Genomic DNA, 17,831 nt, shown 5'->3' on the forward strand with positions numbered 1-17,831 from the left:
ATTAATTTTTTTAAAACGATTTTAAGATTCTAGTTAAAACTAGGATCTTTTTTATGTTGCACAAAAATCACGAGAACCTTCCTTATATAAATGTGTTTGGTATTTTTTATCAATAGTTCTCTGATATTGGAAAGATAGAGCGGGTTTTTACAACGAAGGACAATTGTCAAATGAATTTTTATTTAAAAAATACATTGAATTTTCTTTTTCTTTTAAATATAATTTATTTAATTCTAATTCGGAACATTGTACCGATAATAGGAACACGGAGGGATGAAGTCTTGAAAATCGCAACAGATATTGGCGGTACTTTTACTGACCTAGTTTTCACAGATGAAAAAGGAAATCTTCATTTTGATAAGGGACATACGACACCTGGTCACTTTGAGGATGGCATATTAAATGTATTAGGACGACATGTAACGGAAGATTCTTTCATTGAATCATTTATTCATGGATCGACGGTTATCATCAATACATTAACGGAAAGAAAAGGGGGCGTAGTTGGGTTAATTACAACAAAGGGTTTCCGTGATGTTATAGAAATTGCTCGTGGAAATCGACCAGACTTATATAACTTTAAATATAAAAAGCCAGAACCATTTGTAGAGCGTTATTTACGTCAAGAAATTGATGAGCGAATTGATTTTAAAGGAAATATTATGAAAGCGCTTAATACCGAGGAAGTTGACGAGATCGTTTATAAATTTAAGGAATTAGGTGTTGAGGCGATTGCCATTTCCTTAATACACGGCTATAAAAATCCAATTCATGAACAACAGTTAAAAGAAGCCATTTTAAAAATTTGGCCGGAAGTATATATCACACTTTCAAGTGAAACGATTAAAGAATACCGTGAGTATGAAAGAACAAACACAACAGTCCTTAATTCTTATGTAAAGCCAATTGCACATGCCTACTTAAAAAGCCTAAAAGAGAAATTAAGCACAATTGGCATTACAGACCATTTAAAAATTATGCAATCGAATGGCGGAACTACAAGCTTTGATAAAGCAATGGAGCTACCAATCAACCTCGTTGAATCTGGACCTGTAGCAGGGATGTTTGGGGCAGCTAAATTAGGCCAACTTTTAAATGAATCGAATATCATAGCTTTTGATGTTGGTGGGACGACAGCAAAATGTTCGCTTATTACAGATGGCAAAGTCAATGTCACAACAGATTACTATATTGAAAGAAATGAAAAATTTGCGGGCTATCCAATTAAAACACCTGTAGTGGATATTGTGGAAATCGGAAATGGTGGTGGCTCTATCGCACGTGTAGATCAGTTTGGCTCATTAAAGGTTGGACCAGATTCTGCTGGGGCAAAGCCAGGACCTGTAGCATATGGCTTAGGGAATACACAGCCAACAATTACAGATGCCAATGTTTATTTAGGAAGATTATCCTTAGCAAACTTTGATAACCCAGTATCCATTGACAAAGTGGAGGAGGCTCTTGTTGAAGCAATTGCGAAACCATTTAATGTGTCAGCAGAAGAAGCAGCACAGGGTATTTTAGATATTGCAAACTCCAATATGTTAAATGCACTGAAGCTGATCTCTATTCGTAAAGGCTATGATCCTGAAGACTTTACAATGGTGGCATTTGGTGGTGGTGGTCCACTACATGCGATTAATTTAGCAGAAGAGCTTGGTATGAAAAAAGTCATTATTCCTTATGGCTCATCCGTCTTCTCAGCATTAGGAATGATGATGACCGAATATCGACAAGATTACATTCAAACAAGTTTAATGAACTTTGACAAAGACCATCTTGCGGCTATTCAAGAAAATATTGATCAAGTCATTGCTAATGCCTATGCAGATGCACCATTATCAAAGGATCATTATTATTTTGAAATTAATTATGATTTACGCTACAAAGGTCAAGAGCATGCCGTTAAATTAAATGCATCAGCTATTACGCTTGATGAAGAGGGGCTACTTGCATTAGCAGAAGCCTTCCATATCAAACATAAACAAGAGTTTTCTTTTGATTTACCAGCTACACCAATTGAGTTAGTCAACTTACATCTTACAATCTACGGGAAAGATGAGGCGGTTCAATTTAAAGAGCTAGACTTCTCTCATATCGACAATTCTACATGTATCAAGGCACAACGCAATTTATATGTGAAGGGAACAGGTTGGGTAGAGGTCAATGTCTATGACCAACAAAAATTAGTACCTGGCTATGTCATTACAGGTCCTGCAATTGTGGAAAATCCAACATCTACGGTCGTAATCAATAATAATCAATCAATTGAAATTGATAAATACGGCAATTTGATAGTAGAGATGGAGGGGAAATAAAACATGAAAAAAGATGTTTTTGCAGTAGAAATTATTCAAGATTCATTGCTAGCTATAGGCGATGAGATGTTTATAGCTTTAGCACGCTCTTCTATGAGTCCAGTAATCTATGAAGTATTAGACTATGCTTGTGGTTTAACAGATGCCAAGGGTAATTTAATTAGTCAAGGAAACGGTGTAACGAGCTTTATTGGGATGTTAAGTCCAATGGTACAGCGTGTAATAGAGAAGTTTGATAATGGGAAAAAACTACATGAAGGTGATGTCATTATTATCAATGACCCTTATGTTGGAGGTGGCTCGCATTTATCGGATGTGGGCTTAGTTCTCCCAATTTTCTACAACGGTGAAATTATTGCGTACTCTGCCAATAAAGCACACTGGACAGAGGTAGGGGGCATGGACCCTGGTTCGTTTACAAGTAATTCTAATGAAATCTATCAGGAAGGTTTACAGCTACCAGGTGTCAAACTTTATCATCAAGGTGAGTTGAACGATGCAGTCTATGAAATCATTTCTACGAATGTTCGTTTACCAGAGCTTTCAATCGGTGATATGTTTGCACAAGTAGCCGCCTTAAAAACAGGTGAAAAACGAATCTCAGAGCTTTGTCAGAAGTTTGGTGCGGAATCGGTGAAATTGTCCATTCAAAAATTATTGGACAAAGGTGAGAAAATTGTAGAGTATGAGCTTCAACACCTACCTAAAGGTGAATTTTATGCGGAGGACTTTATTGAAGGGGACCCATTAAAGGGTGGACCTTATCCAATAAAAGTGAAAGTCACAATTAGTGATGAGGCGTTTATTTGTGACTTCAGAGGCTCACATCCTGCAGTCAATGTGCCAATGAACTGTTCTCAGTTTGGTTTAATGGCAAGTGTGCGCGTTATGTTCTTAGCATTACTTGGCGATATTGACGTAATTAACGAAGGTGTCTTTAAACGCTTAACGATTATCACAGATGACAATTCGATTGTTTCAGCTAAACGTCCACATCCTGTGTCTATGAATTTTGAGGCACGTATTGGGGCAGCTGATCTAATTTGGAAAGCTCTTGCGCCGCATTTACCAGAACGCTTATCGGCAGGGCATTTACAATCTGTTTGTACGTTTATTCTCACTGGGAAAAATCCTGAAAATGATGAGTCATTCCTAATTGTTGAGCCATCTGTTGGTGGCTGGGGAGCGGCGAATGATGAGGATGGGCAAAGCGGGCAATACTGTATGGGAGATGGCGAAACATATAATCTTCCAGTTGAAATTGCAGAAACAAAATACGGTATTCAAATTGATGAATATAGCTTAAATTGTGACGGTGCTGGTGCTGGTCAATTTAGAGGTGGCTTAGGTGTTCGTCGCGTTTATACAGTCAATCATGATGGTCAAAAGGTTTCTGTGAACTTAGGTAGACATCAATTCGCGCCATTCGGCTTAAATGGTGGTGGAGAAGGCTCTCACAACTATTTAATCATTCATAAAAAGGATGGAACGAAAATTGGACCAGTGGGCGTACTTGCCAATTATGAATTGCAAAAAGGCGACCGTATTGAGCTTGTGACTGCTACTGGCGGTGGTTATGGTCCTCCACACGAACGAAGCTCAGAGGCCATTGAACGTGACCTATTAAATGAATATATTTCTGTAGATGTAGCGAAAGAGCGATACGGTTATCAAAACGCTTAAAGGGAGAAATAGATGACTGTCAAGACATTAAAAAACTCATTGGATATACTAGAATGCTTTGCAACGACAGAAAATGCATTAGGTGTTCGTGAAATTTCACGCATGATGAAACTGCCGACAAGTGTCGTGCAAAGAACCATTAATACATTTACAGAAGCGGGTTATTTAATACAGGATGAACACACGAAAAAATATAAATTAGGTTATAAAATGTACCTTTTTTATGATGTGTTATCGAATTCAAAAGACCCTCACTCGACCATTTATGAATTGATGCAAAATCTTGCCAGTGAAATCAATGAATCAGTATTTCTTACTTATATGGACAATGAATACGGTGTCACAACGAAAATAGCCGAAAGCAATAAAAATGTAAAGTATGCGGTGTCTTTAGGAACAAAGACACCCCTTTACATCGGTGCTTCCTGTAAGGTCATGTTTGCTTATTTAGACGAGGACAGGCAACTGGAATTAATGGCCTTCTTTCATGAGGAACAATCGAAGGAAGAGCAGGTTTCTTTCCTAGCGTCATTAAAGGAAGAGCTGCAACAAATTCGCCAAAACAACTGGTGTGTTACCATCGGGGAGTATAATGAACATGCATTTGGCATTAGTGTACCGTTATTTAACTATAAAAAGGAAATCACTGCATCTCTTACAATTTCTGGGTTAGTATATGATTTAGATGATCAAAGGGAGAAAAATATGCTTGAACAGTTAGTGAAAGTAGCTCAGCAAATACAATCACACATTTCAAAATTATAACAACAATAGGGGAGCTGACACTATGAATAATAAAGTATTACATCCAAGGGCTTTAGAGCCTGTAACTCTACTAATGATCGTCTTAACATCTGTTGTGGGGGCAATTATTGGGATACAGCTAATTACGACTTTAGGGATTTCTGCCAATACATCAATCGTTGGGGCAATATTTGCGATGATTCTTGGAAGAATACCGATTGGCAAGCTAATTGCCTTTAAATCTGTACACAGACAAAATATTATTCAAACTGCCATTTCGGCAGCAACGTTCAGTGCAGCAAGTAGTTTAATGTTGCCAATTGGTATTCCATATGTATTAGGCTATGAAAATTTAGTATTACCATTGTTTATCGGTGTTATTTTAGCGATGTTTGTTGATGCTTTATTATTATATAAATTTTTCGATACAAAGATTTTCCCAGCAGCAGGTACTTGGCCACCAGGGATTGCAACAGCTGAAGCCATTAAGGCGGGCGATAAAGGCGGTAAGAATGCAAAGGTATTAATTGGTGGTGTGTTAATTGGTATCGTGGGATCTGTTTTGAAAATTCCAATGTCAGCTTTTGGGGTAGCGTTCATCGGTAATATTTGGGCACTGACGATGTTTGGGATTGGGCTTTTATTAAGAGGCTATTCTGTTCAATTATTTAATGTTGACTTAAATGCTTACTATATTCCACATGGCGTTATGATTGGTGCTGGGATTGTAGCACTTTTCCAAGTAGCTTTTGCCTTATTGAATAAAAAGTCGGCTAAAAAGTCAGAAGAGTTAAGCTATTCAAAAGATGCAAAAGAAATTCGACAAGCATTTGGTGTTGGGTTTATAGCATATTTAGCCATTGCTCTATTAATCGCTATTTTAGGCGGTATTATTTCACACATGTCTTTCGGTATGTTAATAGGATTCATCATCTTTGCAACGATTGCTGCATTTGTCCATGAGCTAATTGTAGGTATCGCAGCGATGCATGCGGGTTGGTTCCCTGCATTTGCAGTGGCATTTATTACACTGATTGTTGGTATTTTAATTGGTTTCCCAGCTCCAGCACTTGCATTACTAGCAGGGTATAGTGCTGCTACAGGGGTAGCATTTGCGGATATGGGCTATGACTTAAAAACTGGTTTCATTTTACGTGGTAATGGTAGTGATGTTGCATTAGAAAAAGAAGGTCGCAAGCAACAATTGATTGCTGGTATGCTAGCTTTTGCAATTTCCGCAGTTGTAGTATTGCTATCCTATAAATCTTATTTTGCACAGGATTTAGTAGCACCTGTTAACCATGTGTATGCAGCAACAATTCAATCAGGCGTTACAGGCGATGTAGCGAAACAATTAATGATTTGGGCGATTCCAGGTGCATTAATTCAGCTAATTGGTGGTTCAAAACGTCAAATGGGTATCTTATTCGCAACAGGTTTATTACTTGTCAATCCAATTGCTGGCTGGGCTGTATTAGTTGGTATCATACTTCGTGTTATTTTCACATATGTGACGAAAGGTAAGAGAGAATCTGAAATGACGGTCTTTGCAGCAGGTGTCATCGCTGGAGATGCGCTATATAGCTTCTTCTCTTCCATTCTAAAAATAGGGAAATAGAAAGGAGTCATGCTGAATGGCGAAAGGATTATCGTATGAGGATGGGATTGCTGCCGTTTATGGAGGAGCAATCCTTGGCGGAGGCGGCGGTGGTCTCCTAGAGGAAGGACTCAAGCTAGTGGAGGAAATCTTTGCAGCAGGCGAACCTCAAATGGTGGATATTACTGAATTAGACCAAGAAGATTTAGTTGCCTGTGTGGCAATGGTAGGTGCGCCATCAGCGGCCGATCAATATATTTCAAATGAACAGCTTTGTTGGAGCTATCGTAGTATGAACAACTATATCAATCGACGTCTAAAGGGCATCATTACCAATGAAAATGGTGCCATCACGACGATCAATGGCTGGTTGCAGTCAGTCTTATTAAATGTACCTGTTGTGGATGCTCCCTGTAATGGACGAGCACATCCAACGGGAATCATGGGTTCTTTAAATCTCCATGAACAACAAGAATATCAATCCGTACAATTTTATGCAGGAGGAAAAGGTGACTTCGCCGTTCAAGGCTTTGTGGAAGGGAATTTACACAGCACCGCAAAGACAGCACGCCAAGCTTCTATTTTAGCAGGCGGGCTAGTCGGGGTCACTCGAAATCCTGTGACGATTGACTATTTACAAAAACATGGCGCACCAAATGCGATTACCATGGCCATAGAGCTTGGCTATTGCTTCTTAAATGGGCAAACCTTTGAAGAAAAGCTAGCCCATGTGTTGCAGTATTTGAATGGGGTGCACATCGTATCAGGCGCTGTCACAAATTATTCGTTAACAAAGGAAAATGGCTTCGATGTAGGGGAATTATCAGTGGGTGATTACCATCTGACGTTCTGGAATGAATATATGACATTATCGAAGGAAGGGCAGGTACAATCCAAATTCCCAGATCTCATTATGACGTTCGATACAGAGAAAATGATGCCAGTTCCAAGTGCAAGTATTGAAGAAGGAATGCATGTCGCAGTGATTCATGTAGACCAATCTAACTTAAAATTAAGTACAACCATGCAAAACGAAGCACTATTGCGGGAAATTGATGAAGTGATCAAAGGCGTTCTATAAAGTAAGAAAATAAAACAGTAAAAGCTGCCATCATCTACTTGAATGTAAGATGGGCAGCTTTTATTTGTCCTTCAGCGGGATGGTAATACATTTTATCACAATCGTTCCTACTTCCTTTTTCACTTCATACATTGATGGCTTAAATGAATTTCTTACTGATTTGCACAACTCATCGAACGTGGTATTCACAAGCTGTAAGCAATTATCGTGTACGATTTTCATTAAAGGGAGGAGCTACGTTCATACATAATCAAGGTATTGACCAGAAGAAGGTAACAACCAGTAATGAAAAAACAATGCACTTCTGCTACAACTGGCGAAATCCTTTTGGTCATGCAACAAACTAACTTGTTGTTCACATTTTCGGCATGTACATCTGGCTATGCGGGTTAAACAAAGAATTTCTAAGGGAAAGTGTTCACTTTTATTTGTTTAGATGATAGGTTTTCAATACGCACGTCATCTTTTAAACAGGTTATTCAATTGTAAGCCCGCTGAAGTTAATGTTAAATCTGTTAAACACACAGCTGTTGTACATTGCTGAAAAATATGAGGTACAGAACAAATAGCTGTTCTGTACGTTTATCATACAATATTCTGAAAAATTAGTCAATTGAAATGGATTTGATTTTTAATTTTTCTAGATTACCTCTTATGTAATAAAATACAGTATAATTTTGTAGGAAAGGAATGAGTGAAGACTATGAATCATTTAATGAATAAAGTACGTGAAATATATGATCAATTTGATGCTAGTCATGATTTTCAACATATTGAACGTGTCTATCAAAATGCATTAGCTATCCTACATAGCGAGCCAACAGCAGATGAAGAAGTTGTGAAAATAGCGGTACTTTTACATGATGTCAGTGACAAAAAGTATACCGATAGCAAGGAAAAGGAAGAACAGCTTATTGCGGAATTACCTGTTAGTGAAGGTAAAAAGCAGCATATTCGAGATTGCATTGCTCAAGTGTCATTTAATGGTGGGAATGAGCTAGAAGCAACATCATTGGAAGCAAAAATCGTCCGAGATGCAGATCGTTTAGATGCGATTGGTGCTATTGGCATTGCCAGAACATTTGCTTATGGTGGCGCAAAAGGTCGCAAGCTTTATGATAAGGAAGAAGAAGCACGCACAAATATGTCAGAGTCAGAATATCGTCAAAACAATACCGCGTCTGTTACTCATTTTTATGAGAAATTATTACTGCTAAAAGATTTAATGGTGACGGAAAAGGGCAAGCAAATGGCACTTGAACGTCATCAATTTATGGAAAGTTTTTTAAAGCAACTCCAGCACGAAATCGGTCAATAGCACATAGCACAAAAACCGCCTTTTCAATTTGAAGGGCGGTTTTTGTGCTTCATTCGGGTATGGTCTTCGTACCACCAAAAGGATGTATGGTAAGCTAGTACTTTAGTTTTGTATTGACTATCAAATAGATGGGAGACGCACAAATGAGGAATCCTTCATCATGTGTTACTCCATTACCTTTTAATAGCTTAGATGGATTCATTAAAATAGGAGGATATCGCTGTTGTTAATGCTTCCCAAATGATTGCCAGGTCTGCTTGGGAAGTACGCCAATTACTGAAAGCCGCGCGAATAGCTGGCGTACCTTTGTAGACAGTTGGCGTCATGTATACTTGGCCTTGTTGATTTAAAGTTGTTAAAAATTGTTGGTTCATTTCAGCTGGCAGTGCCTCATGATTGACGGCGAAGCACACGATATTCAGTCGAACAGGTGCTAGCAATGTAAAGTAGGGACTGTCATCTATTTTTTGACCAAGCTGTTGTGCGAGTAATACATTTTCTTCTATTAATTGTTGGTAGCCCAATTTACCATAGGCCTGTAAAGAAAACCAAGCAGGTAGCGCACGAAAACGACGTGAATTTTCAGGTGTAAGATCACAGAAATCTGGATTTTTAAGGGAACTACCAAGATAGGCAGCATTATTTTGAAAAACGGTTGTTTGCAACGATTGATGACGGGTAAATTGCATAGCGGCATCATAAGGGACGTTCAGCCATTTATGTGCGTCAATTGTAATAGAATCTGCATAATTCATGCCCTCAACAAAGTGACGATACTTTGGTGAACAGGCTGCAAAGCCACCAAAGGCCGCATCGATATGAAGCCAGAAAGGGTATCGCTTTTTTAGCTCGCCAATTGCTTGTAAATCATCAAAGTCAACCGTATTGACAGTTCCCGCATTTGCTACAACTATACAAGGTTCATGTAGGTTTTCTTCAAGAAACTGCTGTAATTTTGTGATGTCAATGGCTTCTCGCTGTTCTAGGCATAGCATAGTATGAATGGAATTTCTCCCCATACCAAGCATAGAAGTTGCTTTGATTATACTTGAGTGGGGCGTTCCGCTAACAATCTTTATTGGAGGGATACCATATAGACCATCCAGAGCAGTGTTTTTTCCATAGTATTGTGCAATCCATTCCCTTGCTTGAGCAAGTCCTACAAAATTAGCCATCGTAGCCCCACTGACAAATGTTCCTCGATAATCATCGCTTAATAGCAATAACTCCTTTAGCATGTCAATTGTCGCAAGCTCCATTGTACCTGCAATAGAGCCCTTAGAATGGGATAAATTTTGATCGTAAATACTTACTAACCAATCTCCGACAATCGAAGCAGGGGTAGATCCACCTGTGACAAAACCCAAGTATCTTGAGCCTACACTACTATTTAAGCCTTCAGCAAATTGCTTTGTAAAATATTGAAGTGTTGCCTGAGCACCCTCACCCACTTCTGGAAGTGTCGGAGTAGGAAGGCTAGGGGAATGGTTCGTTACAGCTCTATGCTCCAGATTAGTAAAAAAATTGGCTGCATGGTCAACTACAGCCATTAAAAGCGTTTTTATTTTTTCCTGATCTTGCTTCATGTTCATCATGTGTCATCATTTCCCTTCATTTTAACTTAGCTATTTCTGCCTCTACACTATATAGTGATATATATAACAGTCAAATGAAGACTATAACAGTTGGAGGTCCAATGGAAATAAAGCTGAATCGTCAGTCCGATCAATCTTTAATTACTCAGATTTCAACTATCCTTGCAGAAAAAATAAGGTCAGAATTTTTACAGGAAGGGAGCCAATTACCTTCTATTCGGAGCTTTTCAAAAGAAAATCAAGTGAGCCCTGTCACGGTCAGTAAGGCATATGCCTTATTAGAAAGAAATGGTTATATTGAAGTGATACATGGCAAGGGGGCGTTTGTTCGAAACAAAGAACAAAGAAGCACAAATGAGAGCCGTAGTGATTATAATTGGCAACTAACCATTCCTGATTACATTCAACGTTCACAATCTATGTTAAATAAAAGAATGGAATATGCGATGAAATTCTCCAGTGCCACCATCCACCCTGGATTATTACCCTCTGTTTATTTGGTGAATGAAATTGTGGCGATATTACAGGCAGATCCTCAGATTGTGGCTCGTTATGGAACGGTACAGGGGGATGAAGATGCACGAAAGGCAATCCGAGACTATGTCAAAACATATAGTAATATTGCCGCAACACCACAGGAAATTATTGTGACAAACGGTGTACAACAAGGTATAGATTTAGTGGCTAAAACATTTATTGGACCTGGAGATATTGTCATTACCGAAGCCCCTACATATACAGCAGCAATCGATGTCTTTAGAAATCGTGGGGCCCACATTATTCCCATACCAGTAGACGAGGAAGGAATGCAGACAGCTCTTCTAGCGACACTCTGCCTAAGCAAACAGCCAAAGCTTATCTATACAAATCCTACCTTCCATAATCCTACAGGCACAGTTTTAAGTGAAGCAAGAAGGAGAGAATTACTGGATCTTGCCCAACAATATGGCTTTCTTATTGTAGAGGACGATTCATGGAATGAAATTTATTTTGACGATAACCCACCACCACCACCTCTGAAAGCTTTAGATACAAGTGGTCATGTTATTTATATAAAAGGCTTTAGTAAGACGTTGGCCCCAAGCTGTAGAATCGGCGCTATCCTTTCAAAAGGTACCGTTCATCAACGACTTTTATCTGCCAAATCCAGTGCCGATTCGGGTAACCCCTTATTAACACAAAAGGCACTGATTCCATTTTTACGTTCAGACCGAATGCATGCCCATTTAGAAAAACTGCGCATTGCACTTGAGATAAGAAGGGATCAGACCATTGCATTGTTGAATAAGCATGCACCAAAGGGCGTTACGTGGATCGAGCCAAAAGGTGGACTTAATATTTGGGTGTCTTTACCTAGTAATGGCAATACGGATGAGCTGTTATGGAAGGCTCAACAAAACCAAATTACCTTTTTACCAAGCTCAGCTTGTTATCCAGGAGAGCCACAATATCACCATCTAAGAATTAGTTACTCTTATCCTGAACCTCACGACTTAACACAAGGAATCATCAAGCTTTGTCAGCTTATGGAATCCTATTTACAGGACATGCCACCAGTTCGTTGATAGTTTGTTGTTCTTTGTTTACCTGCGGTTTGATGTTATGATGAATAGTGGATATCAATAATCGTCTACATAAAAATCGTGTGGGCATGAACAATACCTAACATGAAAGAGATGGAATAGTGGAATGAGTCATTTAATTGTACAAAATTTAACCAAAACAGTGGGCGATAAAACGCTTTTTCAAAATATTGAATTTACTATTTATGAGGGAGAGCGGGCAGGCTTAATCGGTATAAATGGAACGGGAAAATCAACCCTGTTATCCATTTTAGCTGGGGACATGGAAGCGGATTCGATGACAGTAGATCGTCCGAATAAATACCGTGTCGCTTATTTACCACAGGAGCCTACATTTCAGGCAGGTGAAACAGTTTTACAAGCTGTCTTTTCAGGCGATTCGCCCATTTTACAGCTGAATCGTCAATATGAGGAAACGGTTGCTGCACTAGCAAGTAACCCAACATCCGAAAGTATACAAAAGACGTTATTTAGTCTGCAACAGCGCATGGATGAAGAGCAGGCATGGGATGTCAATGCCCTTGCAAAGACGGCCTTAACAAAGCTTGGGATTGAAACTTTTGAAAAAGAGGTACTAACGCTATCAGGCGGTCAGCAAAAACGTGTTGCATTAGCGAAGGTGTTAATTGAACCAGCGGATCTTTACTTATTAGATGAGCCCACCAACCATTTAGATGTACAGTCTACAGAATGGCTTCAAGAGATGGTCTTACGATTAAAGGGTGCAGTGATTTTCATCACCCACGATCGTTATTTCTTAGATGAATTATCAACACATATTTACGAGTTAGCAAATCAAACCTTGTATCGTCATACAGGGAATTACGGTGATTATTTAGAGGCTCGAGCTATTCGTGAGGAGATGCAAGCTGCTTCTGCACAGAAGGATCGCAATCGTTATCGTTCAGAATTAAAATGGATACGTCGTGGTGCGAAGGCGCGTTCAACTAAGCAAAAGGCTCGTATTCAACGCTTTGAAAAGCTAGAAGAAAACCTAGAACGCAAAACAGAAGATGTTTCCTTGGATATGGGACTTGCGACAACACGGCTTGGACGTAAAGTGCTGGAGGCTGAGAAAATTTCGAAAGCCTTTGGCCAGCAAAAAATCCTTGAAAACTTCTCATTTCTACTACAGCAAGGTGATCGAATTGGCATTATCGGCGCGAACGGTGTAGGGAAATCAACTTTGTTGAACATGCTAGCAGGAGAGCTGACACCCGATCAAGGTGAAATTCTTGTTGGGTCAACGGTCAAGCTGGCACATTTCAAGCAAACATTGCCGAAAATGAATGAAAATGAGCGCATGATTGAATATATACGTGAGGCTTCAAATGATATTACCGATGCAGAGGGTGTCCGTTACTCAGCTGCTCAAATGCTGGAGCGCTTTTTATTCCCGTTGCATGCTCATGGTACTCCAATTGGAAAATTATCGGGCGGTGAGCGCAAGCGTCTTCATTTATTACGTTTATTGATGGAGCAACCAAACGTCTTATTATTGGACGAGCCAACCAATGATTTAGATATTGAAACATTAGGTGTACTAGAGGATTTCATCGAGCATTTCCCAGGCGTGGTTATCACGATTTCCCATGATCGTTTCTTCCTCGACCGTATTGCGAAAAAGCTATGGATACTAGATGGTCAGGGACAAGTAGAGGAAACACTGGATCTATACAGTGAGTATCTGGAGAAACGTGAGCAGACAGCTACTGTCAAAGTAGAAACGCCAAAAGTAGAAAAACCAAAATCAGAAAAGCCAAAATCAGACAAAAAAAAGCTATCGTTTAAAGAGCAAAAAGAATGGGAAACGATTGCAGACGAGATAGAGAAAACAGAAACTGCTATTATGGAGACCGAAGAAGGAATCGCTAATGCAGGCTCAGATTTTACCAAGCTACAGGAATTAACAGCTAAGTTGGATGAGCTAAATGCACAGTATGAGCATCTAATTGAAAGATGGTCGTATTTAGATGAAATAGTTAACGGATAAGGAGCGATAAACATGAAGATTATTACCATTGAACCGACGCCAAGTCCCAATTCTATGAAGATTGTTGTTGATACAGAGCTACCATTCGGGAAGAGCTATAATTTTACAAAGGATAATAAAGACGAAGCAACAGGCGAGGCGGCTGCTATTTTAGCGATTGAGGGAGTAAAGGGCGTTTACCATGTAGCCGATTTCTTTGCTGTTGAGCGCAATGCCAAATATGCATGGGAAGGCATTCTAGCAAGTATTCGTCAAGTGTTAGGGGAAGATGTCCAAACACAAGAAGAAACGGTTGTGGCCAATGAATTTTATGGAGAGGTTTATGTCCATGTACAATTTTACAAGCAGGTGCCTTTACAAGTAAAAGTTTTTGATAACCAACGTGAATATCGTATTAGCTGCGGAGACCGTTTTGTCGATGCTTTTAATCAAATTATTGAGTCAGCAGTAGATGAAAACTATATTTTCCAACGTAAGTGGATTGATTATGGGGTTCGCTACGGTGAGCTTGAGGAAATTGCTGAAACAATCAAACAGGAGATTGATGTCACTTATTCTGCAGACCGTTTAGCAGAAATTGTCACAGCTATCAATAATGATGGTGAAAAAGCCGCTGTGAAAACGGACAAACTTAAAGTGACAGTAGAACAGTTCAAGCAACCTGAATGGGAGAAACGCTTCCAACTGCTCGATCAAATGGCTGATCCTGAGCTAGACGATCTACCGCTATTAGATTTAGCCTTACAGGATGAACAAATGTCTATCCGTCGACTAGCGACGGTGTACTTAGGCATGATTGAGGATGTGGCAGTTGTCCCTTATTTAGAAAGAGCCCTACAAGATAAAAGTGCAGCAGTACGTCGAACAGCAGGTGACTGCATGAGTGACCTTGGCTTTGTAGAATTTGAAGAAGCCATGCTGCAAGCCTTACAGGACAAAAACAAATTGGTTCGCTGGCGCGCAGCCATGTATTTATATGAGGTCGGCACAGAACAGTCCTTACCAGCATTGAAGGCTGCCGAAGATGACAAAGAATTCGAAGTGAAGCTACAAGTGAAAATGGCCATTGCCCGTATCGAACAAGGCGAGGAAGCAAAAGGCTCGGTTTGGAAGCAAATGACCGAATCCCGTCAACAATAATCAGGAAAAACCAGCAAATGCTGGTTTTTTTCTATTTTGTAATGGTTGGCATTCGCCCTAATAAATGGGTAAGGTGCTTCTGAATGGTGATAGGTCCTCTCCAAGAGTGAGCGAACCACTCCAAAGAAGTGTGGACCAGCTCTTAAAAAGGGTGAACCGCTCCAAAGAACCAAAAACTTCTTTCTCCAAATTAAAGAAATCCGCTTAAAAAAGTGTTGCCTCTTCCAAACTATAATTATCTAACCACCTCAAAATCAAAAACAATACTCTCTTGCATTCGATGAATTGATCGAAAAACCGTGTAAAACAGAAAAAAATGTTGTTTTCTAGTGATTTATTGCTAAACAAAAAGTTAAAGGCGTTCTTTGAATCATTAACATATTGTCTAGTTTCATAGAGAAAGGACAATGTTAAAATAACATAAATTCAGAATATTCTTTAAAAATAGGGGGTCCTTTGCATGACAGTAACTAGTTTAAAGACAACAAAATCGTATGTGCGAGATCGTGAGACGGTCATCGCCTTAACACAGAAGCTCGTGCGCATTGAAAGCGTTTACCGTGAGAACGATCCGAAGGGCAATGAGCAAGAGGTGGCAACTTTTGTAGCGGCGTATTTACGAGATATTGGCATCGAGACGCATATCGAGGAGGTTGTGCCAGGGCGACCAAATGTCATTGGTATTATTGATTCGGGCAAGCCTGGGAAAACATTACTTTTCGAAGGACATACGGATGTGGTGACAGAGGGCAATCGAGAGGCTTGGGCCTATGATCCATTTGGAGCAGAAATTGTAGATGGGCGTATGTATGGCAGGGGAACGAATGATACAAAAGGGAATCTGGCTTGTATGATTACAGCTTGTCAGTCATTGCTACTAGATCAAGAGGCGTTTACGGGCAAAATTATTTTATGTATTCCATGTGATGAAGAAGGGCTTATGCTAGGCATTAAGCATTTTATTAAGAATGGCTGGGCCGATGGTGTGGATGGTGCGATTATCTGTGAGCCACAGGAAAATAATGTGTGTATTGCACAACGCGGGGCTATTCGTTTACAGGTAGATATTTTCGGTAAAATGGCGCATGGTGCGATTTCGTGGAGTGGCATTAATCCTAACTGGCGTATGGCACGTTTCATCGTAGAGCTTGAAAAATTGGAAAAAGAGGAGCAAGCACGATTAGGGCGTGATCCAATGCTGAATTGGCCATCTATTACACCAACGATTTTACGAGCGCCTGTAAAGGGAGATGCACAAATCAATGTCATTCCTGATCACTGTATGACAACACTCGATATTCGCACGGTGCCTGCGCAGGACCATGATGAACTACTGGGCAAGATTGAAGCGATTATTAAACGATTACAAGCAGATGATCCTGATTTCAAAGTAGAACTGACGGTTCTTGATAACCGACCTGCAACAGCAACAGCGAAGGAAGACCCTGTTGTACAGGCAATATATGAGGCTGTGGCAGAGGTAACAGAGAAGGAACCAAAATATAATGGTGTTCCAGGCGCGACAGATGGGACGTTTCTTCATGTGCATGGTATTCCAATTGTAACGGTTGGAGCAGGAGATCGAGAAATTCCTCATCAAATCAATGAGTATGTGGACATTGAAGAATTGGCAGAAACAACGGCCATTTACCGTTTAGCAGCATTAAAATTTTTGGCGGGTGATGCACAATGACAGCTTTCAAAATAGCAGTAATACCAGGAGATGGCATAGGAAAAGAGGTTATGCAGGAAGCGTTAAAAGTTTTAAATTGTTTGCAAGAACAACATAGCTCCTTACAAATTGAAACAACCATCTTTCCTTGGAGCTCCGATTACTACGTGCAGCATGGCTGTATGATGCCTAATGATGCACTGGCAACACTTCAAACATATGATGCGATTTTATTTGGGGCTATTGGCGATGCTCGTGTGCCTGATGATGTTACCGTTTGGGAATTAATTATGCCCATTCGAAAGCATTTCCAGCAATATGTGAATTTCCGTCCTATTAAATCACTACCTGGGATAGCGTCGCCCTTGGCTAACGGCAAAGAAATTGACTTTGTGATCTTCCGTGAAAATGCAGAGGGTGAATATTCGGACAGCGGTGGTCGACTGTACCAACAGCAGCCGCAGGAAATGACGATTCAAAATACAATCATGACGCGCATTGGGATTGAAAAAATTGTCCATGCTGCCTGCGATTATGCGAAGCAACACGGTAAAACCAAAATAACAAGTGCGACAAAATCGAATGCCATTATTCATTCGATGAAATTCTGGGACGAGCATACAAGCAAAACGGTGAAGCAAAGTTCTCCAGCACTACAGCTCGAATCCATTTATATCGATGCACTCGTCGCCTATTTCGTAGAACGACCACAGAATTTTGAAGTGGTGGTAGCGTCCAATTTGTTTGGCGATATTTTATCCGATTTAGGCTCTGCTATTGTAGGAGGACTTGGTCTATCTCCATCAGCCAACCTGAACCCCGAAAAGGATTTTCCATCGATGTTTGAGCCTGTTCATGGCTCAGCACCAGATATTGCAGGCAAGGGTATTGCCAATCCAATCGCTCAAATTTGGTCGCTTGCCTTACTGCTTGGCCATCAAGGCAGACCAGATTTAGAACAGCTCATTGTTAAAGCCATTTCAGCTGTGCTGCAAGAAGGCGTTGTGAAAACAGCAGATATTGGTGGACAAGCGACAACAGCACAAATGGGCGATGCGATTTGTCAGGAAATTATTAATAGAACTTTAACAGCAGGAGGTGTTTAGC

Annotated in this window: 12 protein-coding genes; 11 read left to right on the top strand and 1 reads right to left on the bottom strand. The window is 40.0% G+C overall.

What is annotated here, in order from left to right; translation table 11 throughout:
• Positions 1 to 281 precede the first annotated feature (281 nt).
• The 6 genes from BFM98_RS14185 to BFM98_RS14210 all read left to right on the top strand — a co-directional run bounded on the left by BFM98_RS14185 (position 282) and on the right by BFM98_RS14210 (position 8,741).
• Positions 282 to 2,318, top strand: a complete 2,037-nt coding sequence (locus BFM98_RS14185) for a hydantoinase/oxoprolinase family protein (RefSeq protein WP_054550816.1) — start codon at positions 282 to 284, stop codon at positions 2,316 to 2,318.
• Between the two features lie 3 nt (positions 2,319 to 2,321).
• Positions 2,322 to 4,001: a hydantoinase B/oxoprolinase family protein gene (locus tag BFM98_RS14190; protein ID WP_066037711.1), complete on the top strand. Its 1,680-nt coding sequence runs from the start codon at positions 2,322 to 2,324 to the stop codon at positions 3,999 to 4,001.
• 12 nt (positions 4,002 to 4,013) lie between these two features.
• Positions 4,014 to 4,766, top strand: coding sequence for an IclR family transcriptional regulator (locus BFM98_RS14195; RefSeq protein ID WP_054550817.1), 753 nt, complete (start codon positions 4,014 to 4,016; stop codon positions 4,764 to 4,766).
• 22 nt (positions 4,767 to 4,788) lie between these two features.
• Entirely contained in the window at positions 4,789 to 6,363 is a 1,575-nt protein-coding gene (locus BFM98_RS14200; RefSeq protein ID WP_048390111.1) for an OPT/YSL family transporter, read from the top strand.
• A gap of 16 nt (positions 6,364 to 6,379) precedes the next feature.
• On the top strand, positions 6,380 to 7,423 hold the full coding sequence (locus BFM98_RS14205) for an S-methyl thiohydantoin desulfurase domain-containing protein (RefSeq protein WP_066037712.1): 1,044 nt from the start codon (positions 6,380 to 6,382) through the stop codon (positions 7,421 to 7,423).
• Between the two features lie 703 nt (positions 7,424 to 8,126).
• Complete coding sequence (locus tag BFM98_RS14210; RefSeq protein WP_066037713.1) at positions 8,127 to 8,741, top strand: HD domain-containing protein; 615 nt, start codon at positions 8,127 to 8,129, stop codon at positions 8,739 to 8,741.
• Positions 8,742 to 8,929: 188 nt separating this feature from the next.
• On the opposite strand, the gene BFM98_RS14215 is transcribed toward BFM98_RS14210, so the two are convergent.
• Positions 8,930 to 10,327: a pyridoxal phosphate-dependent decarboxylase family protein gene (locus tag BFM98_RS14215; RefSeq protein WP_083225379.1), complete on the bottom strand. Its 1,398-nt coding sequence runs from the start codon at positions 10,325 to 10,327 to the stop codon at positions 8,930 to 8,932.
• Positions 10,328 to 10,437: 110 nt separating this feature from the next.
• On the opposite strand from BFM98_RS14215, the gene pdxR reads away from it, so the two are divergent.
• The 5 genes from pdxR to BFM98_RS14240 all read left to right on the top strand — a co-directional run bounded on the left by pdxR (position 10,438) and on the right by BFM98_RS14240 (position 17,830).
• A complete protein-coding gene (gene pdxR / locus BFM98_RS14220; protein WP_066037715.1) occupies positions 10,438 to 11,901 on the top strand; it encodes a MocR-like pyridoxine biosynthesis transcription factor PdxR in 1,464 nt (487 codons plus the stop codon).
• A 124-nt stretch (positions 11,902 to 12,025) separates the two neighbouring features.
• A complete protein-coding gene (locus BFM98_RS14225) occupies positions 12,026 to 13,912 on the top strand; it encodes an ABC-F family ATP-binding cassette domain-containing protein (RefSeq protein ID WP_066037716.1) in 1,887 nt (628 codons plus the stop codon).
• Positions 13,913 to 13,924: 12 nt separating this feature from the next.
• Complete coding sequence (locus tag BFM98_RS14230) at positions 13,925 to 15,052, top strand: conserved virulence factor C family protein (protein WP_048390119.1); 1,128 nt, start codon at positions 13,925 to 13,927, stop codon at positions 15,050 to 15,052.
• 460 nt (positions 15,053 to 15,512) lie between these two features.
• Positions 15,513 to 16,745: a M20 family metallopeptidase gene (locus BFM98_RS14235; RefSeq protein ID WP_009374236.1), complete on the top strand. Its 1,233-nt coding sequence runs from the start codon at positions 15,513 to 15,515 to the stop codon at positions 16,743 to 16,745.
• The gene (locus tag BFM98_RS14240; RefSeq protein ID WP_066037717.1) at positions 16,742 to 17,830 is read left to right on the top strand and encodes a tartrate dehydrogenase; all 1,089 of its coding nucleotides are present in this window, start codon (positions 16,742 to 16,744) and stop codon (positions 17,828 to 17,830) included. The genes BFM98_RS14235 and BFM98_RS14240 overlap by 4 nt, the downstream gene beginning before the upstream one ends.
• Position 17,831: the final 1 nt, after the last annotated feature.

The organism is Lysinibacillus sp. AR18-8 (assembly GCF_001705465.1).
Lineage (GTDB): Bacteria > Bacillota > Bacilli > Bacillales_A > Planococcaceae > Lysinibacillus > Lysinibacillus capsici.

Excerpts from the sequence above, each read along its gene's own strand:
- BFM98_RS14195 (WP_054550817.1), top strand. The coding sequence starts at position 4,014 with ATGACTGTCAAGACATTAAAAAACTCATTGGATATACTAGAATGCTTT.
- BFM98_RS14200 (WP_048390111.1), top strand. The coding sequence starts at position 4,789 with ATGAATAATAAAGTATTACATCCAAGGGCTTTAGAGCCTGTAACTCTA.
- pdxR (WP_066037715.1), top strand. The coding sequence starts at position 10,438 with ATGGAAATAAAGCTGAATCGTCAGTCCGATCAATCTTTAATTACTCAG.
- BFM98_RS14235 (WP_009374236.1), top strand. The coding sequence starts at position 15,513 with ATGACAGTAACTAGTTTAAAGACAACAAAATCGTATGTGCGAGATCGT.
- BFM98_RS14205 (WP_066037712.1), top strand. The coding sequence starts at position 6,380 with ATGGCGAAAGGATTATCGTATGAGGATGGGATTGCTGCCGTTTATGGA.
- BFM98_RS14210 (WP_066037713.1), top strand. The coding sequence starts at position 8,127 with ATGAATCATTTAATGAATAAAGTACGTGAAATATATGATCAATTTGAT.
- BFM98_RS14230 (WP_048390119.1), top strand. The coding sequence starts at position 13,925 with ATGAAGATTATTACCATTGAACCGACGCCAAGTCCCAATTCTATGAAG.
- BFM98_RS14225 (WP_066037716.1), top strand. The coding sequence starts at position 12,026 with ATGAGTCATTTAATTGTACAAAATTTAACCAAAACAGTGGGCGATAAA.
- BFM98_RS14190 (WP_066037711.1), top strand. The coding sequence starts at position 2,322 with ATGAAAAAAGATGTTTTTGCAGTAGAAATTATTCAAGATTCATTGCTA.
- BFM98_RS14215 (WP_083225379.1), bottom strand. The coding sequence starts at position 10,327 with ATGAAGCAAGATCAGGAAAAAATAAAAACGCTTTTAATGGCTGTAGTT.
- BFM98_RS14240 (WP_066037717.1), top strand. The coding sequence starts at position 16,742 with ATGACAGCTTTCAAAATAGCAGTAATACCAGGAGATGGCATAGGAAAA.